The sequence below is a fragment of the uncultured Stenotrophomonas sp. genome (genome assembly GCF_963519925.1).
GTDB lineage: Bacteria > Pseudomonadota > Gammaproteobacteria > Xanthomonadales > Xanthomonadaceae > Stenotrophomonas > Stenotrophomonas maltophilia_AE.
The window spans coordinates 1-7420 of sequence record NZ_CAUQPH010000158.1; the positions used below are offsets into that span (position 1 = coordinate 1).

Consider the following 7420-nt stretch of genomic DNA (forward strand, 5'->3'; position numbering starts at 1 on the left):
TTGCCGGCCTGCTCGCACCGCCCCCGGCCACCGGCATCGCGCTTGGTCCGGCATTGACCCCTGCAGCGCAGCCCGACGTATGGCTGGCCAACCGCATTCCGCCCGACGAGGTGGCCGCCGCGCTGAAGCTGCCCGCGCGCAGCCTGCGCATCCCGGTGCTGCGCCTGGATCCGGCACTGCCCGGCGGCCACGCGCGCGACCTGGACCTGCTGCCCAACACCCTGCCGCCCAGCCGCCACCTGGGTTACGCCGTGCAGTGGTTCGCCCTGGCGCTCACCGTCCTCATCGTCGCCCTCCTCCTCGAATGGCGCTCCCGCCGCCCTCCCGCGCGCGATCCTCCCCACCGGTAGCGCCGGCCGTTGGCCGGCCCACGCAGGCCCAAACCGTCCGCGCCGCCGGCACGCCCCACCCAACCATGAGAAAATCCCACGCATGAATGCCATCACCCCGGAACAGCTGAAGGCCCGCAACCGTGGCCGCTGGACCCTGGTCGCGCTGTTCGGCCTGTTCTTCGGCGCGATGGCGTTGGCCGGCGTACTGCGCTTCTCCGGCTGGCAACCGGCCGCCCACCGCAATACCGGGCAGATGCTGCAACCGCCGGTGGACGCGCGCGCGCTGCCGCCCACCCTGGCCAGCGGCGATGCCTACCCGTGGAATCCCGATGCGCACGTCTGGCGCATCCTGGTGGCGCCCGCGCCAAACTGCACCGCCGAGTGCGTCACTTTGTCGCAGGGATTGGGCAAGGTGTGGCAGCTGTTCGGCCATAGGGCCGATAATGTCGAGATCCTGTGGCTGGGTACGCCGCCGGCCGAGGCACAGGGCCTTCCCGCCCTGCGCGTGCTGGCCCCCCAGCCGAGCCTGCGTGCCGCCCTGCCCGCCGTGGATGACGCCGCCGGCACGCCCGTGTATGTGATCGACCCAAACGGGTTCGTGATCATGCGCTATGCGCCGGGATTCGAATTGGCCGGTCTGCGCAAGGACATGGCCACGCTGTTGAAACTGAAGTGAGTTCCGTTTGATGAACCCCACCGCGCGCCCGGCGCTGCATCGCAATTTCCACCGTCTGGCGTGGTTCGCCCTGATCATGACGGCCAGCACGATCATGTTCGGTTCGTTCGTGCGCCTGTCCGATGCCGGCCTGAGCTGCCCGGACTGGCCGACCTGCTATGGCCGCGTCACCTGGCCGCAGCACGCGCAGGAGGTGATCGGCCACGAGGCGGCGAAGATCCGCCCGCTGGAAACGCACAAGGCGTGGCGCGAACAGGTGCACCGTTTCCTGGCCGGTGCGCTGGGCATTGAAATCCTCACCCTGGCGCTGCTGGCCGTGCGCCGGCGCAACTGGGGCACTACCGCAGTGGTCACCGCGTGCGTACTGGTGGCCACCGGCATACCGCTGTACATGCTGGGGCACCACGTCCCGGCGAGCATCCTGGCCATTACCGGCGAGGTGATCCTGCTGGTCGCCGCACTGCGCTGGAACAACATCGACCTGGCGCGCGCTGCGTTGCTGACCCTGGCGGTGGTGATCTTCCAGGCCTTGCTGGGCATGTGGACGGTGACCCTGCTGCTCAAACCCATCGTGGTGATGGGCCACCTGCTGGGCGGCATGCTGATGTTCGGCCTGCTGGTCTGGATGGCGTGGCGTGCCACGCACATGCCGATCACCCTGGTCGAAGCGCCGAAGCTGAAATGGCTGCTGCGCATTGGCGTGGCGGTACTGGTCGCGCAGATCGCGCTGGGCGGCTGGGTGAGCGCCAACTACGCGGCGCTGGCCTGCGGTGGCGGCAGTGCCTCGCTGGACAACTTCCCGCGCTGCGTTAGCCAGTGGTGGCCGCCGCACGATTTCAAGGAAGGCTTCACCCTGTGGCGTGGCATCGGCGTGGATTACGAAGGGGGCGTGCTCGACGGCGCCTCGCGCATTGCGATCCAGATGGCGCACCGCATGTTCGCGGTGGTGGTGGCGGTGTACCTGCTGTGGCTTGCGCTGCGCCTGTACCGGCTGCCGAGCATGCGCGGCTGGGCCAGCGCGCTGGGCCTGCTGGTGCTGCTGCAGATCACCCTGGGCATCCTCAACGTGAAGCTGGCGGTGCCGCTGGAAGTGGCGGTGGCACACAGCGGTGGCGCGGTGGCGTTGCTGTTCGTGCTGGTGACCCTGCTGGCGCGGTTGCGCGAACCCGCGGCGGAGAGCAGCCGACCAGCGGTCGGCGCTGGCGTGGAGCTGGCCGACCGGGGCGTGGGTTGATCCGATGACCAGCAACGTTCGCCAGTATTGGGATCTGACCAAGCCGAAGGTGGTGGCACTGATCGTGTTCACCGCGCTGGTGGGCATGTTCCTGGCCATTCCCGCGCTGCCCACCGCCGAGCAGGCGCTGCGTGGCGCGCTGGGGTTCCTGGGCATCTGGCTGGCCGCCTCGGCGGCCGCCGCGATCAACCAGCTGCTGGACGCGCAGATCGACGCGCAGATGGCGCGCACCTCATGGCGACCGCTGGTGGTGGGCAAGGTCAAGCCGTGGCAGGTGTTGGTGTTCGCCGGCGTGCTGATCGTGCTGTCGATGACCATCCTGGTGCTGTGGGTGAACGTCATCACCGCGGTGCTGACCTTCGCTTCGCTGATCGGCTATGCGGTGATCTACACCGTGTATCTCAAGCGCGCGACCTCGCAGAACATCGTCATCGGCGGCCTCGCCGGTGCGACCCCGCCGTTGCTGGGCTGGGCGGCGATCACCGGCATGCAGGGTCCGTGGGACTGGGCCTACGCCTCGCTGCTGGTGCTGATCATCTTCATCTGGACCCCGCCGCATTTCTGGGCGCTGGCGATCTTCCGCCGCGAGGATTATGCCAAGGCCAAGATCCCGATGCTGCCGGTCACCCACGGCGTGGCGTATACCCGCAAATCCATCCTGGTCTATTCGATCATCCTTGCCATCGTCAGCATCCTGCCTACCGTGGTCGGCATGAGCGGGTTGTTCTACCTGGGCGGCGCGGTGGTGCTCAACGCCGTGTTCGTCTGGTACGCCTGGCGCATGCTGAACCCGCCGGACGAGCTGTTCTCGATGAAGATGTTCGGCTACTCCATCGTCTACCTGATGGCACTGTTCGCCTTCCTGATGGTGGATCACTGGATGCTGCCGTTCCTGTGATCGAACGGCGGCCGGGCAGAGCCCGGCGCTACGACGGGGCTGGGTGGGACAGGATCATCCCGTCTCCATTGCCTGAGCCCGGCCTTGAATCCGTAAATCGCGTCGCCATTGCTTCCATGACCCCAACAGGACGTGATGGCATGAAGCGATGGCTCTGGATGGCCGTGATGGTGGCTTCGATGATATGCGGCACCGCCTGCGCCGCGCCCGCAACGCGCGTGGAGGACACCGCCACGCAGATCATGGCCTTCGCAGGCGAGCACCGGCTGGTAATGCTGGGCGAATACCACGGCACCGCCGAGACACCGCTGCTGGTGGCCGAGCTGATGGAGCGCTACAGCCGCAACGACGCACCCATGCGGCTGGGCTTAGAAATGCCGATGAGCGAGAACGCCGCGCTGGCGCGCTACCTCCGCTCCAATGGCGATGCGGATGCGCGGGCGGCACTGCGCACCTCGCCGTTCTGGCGGGTGAAGGACAACCAGCATGACGGGCGCCGTAGTCGCGACATGCTGGCATTGATCGAAACGCTGCGCATGCTGCGCCTGCAGGGACGCGATATCGGCGTGGCCGGCTATGACATTGAAATCAGCGCGTACGACAGCGATGTGGATCGCGATGCGGCGATGGCCACCCACCTTCGCCAGCAGTTCAGCGCATTGCCGACCGGAACGCGGATGTTGGTGCTCACCGGCAACGTGCACGCAATGCGGCACCCCTTTGCGGACGCGCCACCGGAGATGAAGCACCGCACCATGGCGTCGTACCTGCTGGACCTGCCGCTGTACAGCGTGCGCGTGGAAGCGCTGCATGGGCAGTTCTGGGGCTGCATGGCGCCCTGCCGCGCGCTCACCCTGATTGAGCGTCCGGAACAAGATCCAGTCGCCGAAACCGGCGTGAATCGGTCCTATGACGTGTGGGTGTATCTGCCGGAGCTAAGCGTGGGGACGCTGACAGATCCGTAGCGTGGCCGAATCCCGACGACGCGGTGCCTTGGTAGGGTCGCTTCCCAAACGACCGCACGCAGACCCGACCAGCGCGGTAAGGCATGACCTTTGCCGGAGTTCGGCCTTGCAGGCGTCGTTAGGTTTGCGCTTCTCCGAATGCTTCAGGTAAGGAAACCGCGTGCCTGTCCGTCAGACAACTCGGTTGCTGTGGATACCTGGACCCGTGCCGCAATTTCTCATCGCGCAGCTGCGTATACAGATGTTGCGAGATGTCTCGCAACCATCAGGGAGCAACAATGAGAATGCCGCGCTGCGCAGGCGCACCCCCGTCGTTGACTGTGCTCTGACGGAGTGGTGATCCGTATGAAAATGAAATACGCAATTACGTTGCTGGCCGCTGCATTTCCAACAGGGTCGGCATCGCCCCCCACTGAATCAGTCGACGCGGTGGGCCAATGGCTCAACGATCGGGTAATGCGTGCAGCCGAACTGGATAGCGAGGTGGGTGCGAGAGGGCTCGATGAAGGGGTCTACAGGCTCATCCCATTGGCCGAGTTGGATGCTCCGGAGCCCGTCAAGGACTATTTCCGCGAGCAGATCCGGCGCAGCCGATCCGGTGTGGAAAAGGTCGAGCGAGACTCGATACCTTCCCTAGAGGCGCTGTTCAATGCGGTTCCGAAAACACAGAGATCGAATGCAATCCTGCGCCAGCGACTGCCAAATCCGCCCAGTACGCTTCAGGGGACATTGCTGGGCGCCGCTGAAGTCATAGGCATGGAGCCAACGGGTGCTATCGATGGCGTGAAGTCTTCAGGGCTCTCACGCTTCTTCCGTCTTGGCGGGATCGGTATCGTTGAGTTCAACGAGGAGAATTTCCGCGTACCGGGGGGCGTCATTGAAGCCTTTGTCGAGGCGCAGAACACCGAAATCAAAGGCGTGCCTGGTCAGCTGGATATGTCCATGGACGACCAAGGGCGCGGGCAGGTAGTGTTGGTGTGGGCGGGCAAAGACAAACTGTACAAGTTGATCGCCACTGGGAACGACGACGTGCAGCGCAAAGCAGACGTGTTGAAGGAGATTGCGCGATCGATCGTGGACTGAGTCGGCAGGGCGTTCAACATCGACCCCGCCCGAGAATGCGTTCGACTCAAGCTCGGCGCGCATACCGTTGCGCCACTACCGCGCAGACGATCAGCTGGATCTGGTGGTAGATCATGATCGGCAGCACGATGGCGCCCAGGCTGCCGCCGGCAAACAGGATCTTGGCCATCGGCACGCCGGTGGCCAGGCTCTTCTTCGAGCCGCAGAACAGGATGGTGATGCGGTCTTCGCGGTTGAAGCCCAGCTTCCTGGCCAGCAGGTTGATCAGCGGCATGGCGACGCCCAGCAGCACCGCGGCAACCACGGCCACGGCCAGCAGTGACAGGATCGGCGTCTTGCTCCACAGTCCTTCGTTCACTGCTTCGCCGAATGCCGAATACACCACCAGCAGGATCGTGCCCTGGTCGGTATAGCGCAGCAGCGCGCGCTGCCGCTCCACCCAGCGGGCGATCCACGGCCGCAGCAGGTGGCCGGCCACGAATGGCACCAGCAGCTGCAGCATGATGCCCAGGATGGCCTCGCCAGGGTTGTGCATGCCGCCTGCGGTGCCGGCCAGCAGGGCCAGCAGCAGGGGGGTCAGGAACACGCCGAGGATGCTGGAGAGCGACGCGCTGACCACCGCGGCCGGTACGTTGCCGCGCGCCAGCGAGGTGAACGCGATCGACGACTGCACGGTGGATGGCAGCGCGCACAGGAACAGCACGCCGATGAAGAGTTCCGGGGTGAGCAGCCAGCCTTCCAGTGGCTTGAAGCCCATCCCGAGCAGCGGGAACAGCACGAAGGTGCAGGCCAGGATGGTCAGGTGCAGGCGCCAGTGCAGCAGGCCGGCGACGATCGATTCGCGCGGCAGGCGCGCACCGTGCAGGAAGAACAGCGCGGCAATGGCCACGTCGGTGACATCGTCCAGCACCAGGGCGGCGGCGCCGTGCATCGGCAGGAAGGAAGCCAGCAGCACGGTGCCGAGCAGGGCGAGGGTGAAGTTGTCCGGTCGCAGGCGCGACCACCAGCGGGTCATGGTGGGCAGGCTCCTGTAGAGCTGGGGGAATGAGGGTGACGCACGGCCAGGATCAACGCGTGGTGTCCTGCTCGAGCAGCGTGCGCGTCTTGGCTTCCAGCGAGGTTATGCCGGCGTCGCGGCCAAATTGCAGGGCCTGATCGACCGGCATGCCCTGCCGCGCTTTCAGCAACGCCAGCAGCGCGCCGACGCGGTTGCCGGAGGCACAGTGCAGCAGCACCGGGCCGTCGGCCTCGGCCAGCGCAGTGTGCAGCGCCTGTACGTTGGCGGGGGTGAGCCCGGCAGCGCCGGAGACCGGGATGCGGATGTAGTGCATGCCGAGCGACGCCGCTGTGGCGGTTTCGTCGAAGCCGCGGTCTTCGGTGGGCTGGCGCAGGTCGATCACGGTGGTGATGCCTGCCGTGGCGGCCTGCTGGAGTTGTTCTGCAGTCGGTTGCCCGCCGGTGTAGAGGTCTTCGGCAGGATGCTTGAAGGTCCGGGCGAGATTGGCTTCGGCCAGCGAGGCAGGGCCTCGCTCTACCAGGCCAGCTCCCGTAGAGCGACGCCCCGCATCGGCACCGCCAGCATCCGACCCATCCCGCGCAGAGCGACGCCCCGCGTCGGCACCGCCAGCATCCGACCCATCCTGCGTAGAGCGACGCCCTGCGTCGCTGCCGCCAGCAACAGAACCATCCCCGGTAGAGCGAGGCCCTGCCTCGCTGCTCACCGGAGCCAACGTAACCAGACACAACAAGAAGGCACTGAAGAAAGCAGGGCGGTTCCAATATCGCATCACGTCACCTTCCTCCTCGATCGGTCAACGCAGGGTGGCACGTGCCTTCAACAGCTCGCGCAGTTCGTACTTGTCAGTATCGTCCAGACCCTGCTGGCGCTGCTTTGCCTGAAGCTCCTCCAGGCGTTGCAGCAGCAGCTGCTTTTCCAGCTGCGCCACCGCATCGTGCAGTTCCTGGTTCCACATCGCCTCATCGCCCGGAAGCGTCTGCGCGGCCAGCTTCTGCAGCGCGTCCTGCTCCTCGCGGCCTTCGAAGTGCTCCAGCAATGCGCCGGTGCTGATGTCCGGACGCTGTTCCACCAAGGTCAGCAGCTCGATCAACAACTCCACGCCCGGCAGGCGCAGGCCGCCGAAGTGATGGCCGTCCAGGGTCATCGCCAGCGACGGCTGCTGCAGCAGGATCGCAATGGCCGCACGCACCAGGCTGCGCCGTTGCGCCGGGGCC

Annotated in this window: 8 protein-coding genes and 1 pseudogene; 6 read left to right on the top strand and 3 right to left on the bottom strand. The window is 66.0% G+C overall.

Features of this window, described 5'->3' with window-relative positions; translation table 11 throughout:
• From RWO33_RS17870 to RWO33_RS17895, 6 genes are all read left to right on the top strand, one after another.
• The coding region (locus RWO33_RS17870; protein WP_314106535.1) for an SURF1 family cytochrome oxidase biogenesis protein at positions 1–350 on the top strand (350 nt) is incomplete at its 5' end.
• Positions 351–432: 82 nt separating this feature from the next.
• Entirely contained in the window at positions 433–1008 is a 576-nt protein-coding gene (locus RWO33_RS17875) for a hypothetical protein (protein WP_314106537.1), read from the top strand.
• Between the two features lie 10 nt (positions 1009–1018).
• Entirely contained in the window at positions 1019–2242 is a 1224-nt protein-coding gene (locus RWO33_RS17880; RefSeq protein WP_314106539.1) for a COX15/CtaA family protein, read from the top strand.
• 4 nt (positions 2243–2246) lie between these two features.
• The gene (cyoE, locus tag RWO33_RS17885; protein ID WP_314106541.1) at positions 2247–3140 is read left to right on the top strand and encodes a heme o synthase; all 894 of its coding nucleotides are present in this window, start codon (positions 2247–2249) and stop codon (positions 3138–3140) included.
• Positions 3137–4105 carry a calcium-binding protein gene (locus RWO33_RS17890; RefSeq protein ID WP_314106543.1) on the top strand — a complete coding sequence of 323 codons (969 nt, stop codon included), beginning with the start codon at positions 3137–3139 and terminating at the stop codon, positions 4103–4105. Before cyoE ends, RWO33_RS17890 begins: the two co-directional genes overlap by 4 nt.
• A 345-nt stretch (positions 4106–4450) precedes the next feature.
• On the top strand, positions 4451–5188 hold the full coding sequence (locus RWO33_RS17895; RefSeq protein WP_314106545.1) for a hypothetical protein: 738 nt from the start codon (positions 4451–4453) through the stop codon (positions 5186–5188).
• A 46-nt stretch (positions 5189–5234) separates the two neighbouring features.
• Here the strand turns inward: RWO33_RS17895 and RWO33_RS17900 are convergent, their stop codons facing one another.
• The 3 genes and pseudogenes from RWO33_RS17900 to RWO33_RS17910 all read right to left on the bottom strand — a co-directional run.
• A complete protein-coding gene (locus tag RWO33_RS17900; protein WP_314106547.1) occupies positions 5235–6203 on the bottom strand; it encodes a bile acid:sodium symporter family protein in 969 nt (322 codons plus the stop codon).
• 52 nt (positions 6204–6255) lie between these two features.
• Positions 6256–6975: a protein tyrosine phosphatase family protein gene (locus tag RWO33_RS17905; RefSeq protein WP_314106549.1), complete on the bottom strand. Its 720-nt coding sequence runs from the start codon at positions 6973–6975 to the stop codon at positions 6256–6258.
• A gap of 24 nt (positions 6976–6999) precedes the next feature.
• Positions 7000–7420: pseudogene (locus tag RWO33_RS17910) on the bottom strand (DNA primase); the annotation flags it as partial.

Excerpts from the sequence above, each read along its gene's own strand:
- RWO33_RS17895 (WP_314106545.1), top strand. The coding sequence starts at position 4,451 with ATGAAAATGAAATACGCAATTACGTTGCTGGCCGCTGCATTTCCAACA.
- RWO33_RS17880 (WP_314106539.1), top strand. The coding sequence starts at position 1,019 with ATGAACCCCACCGCGCGCCCGGCGCTGCATCGCAATTTCCACCGTCTG.
- RWO33_RS17875 (WP_314106537.1), top strand. The coding sequence starts at position 433 with ATGAATGCCATCACCCCGGAACAGCTGAAGGCCCGCAACCGTGGCCGC.
- RWO33_RS17905 (WP_314106549.1), bottom strand. The coding sequence starts at position 6,975 with ATGCGATATTGGAACCGCCCTGCTTTCTTCAGTGCCTTCTTGTTGTGT.
- cyoE (WP_314106541.1), top strand. The coding sequence starts at position 2,247 with ATGACCAGCAACGTTCGCCAGTATTGGGATCTGACCAAGCCGAAGGTG.
- RWO33_RS17900 (WP_314106547.1), bottom strand. The coding sequence starts at position 6,203 with ATGACCCGCTGGTGGTCGCGCCTGCGACCGGACAACTTCACCCTCGCC.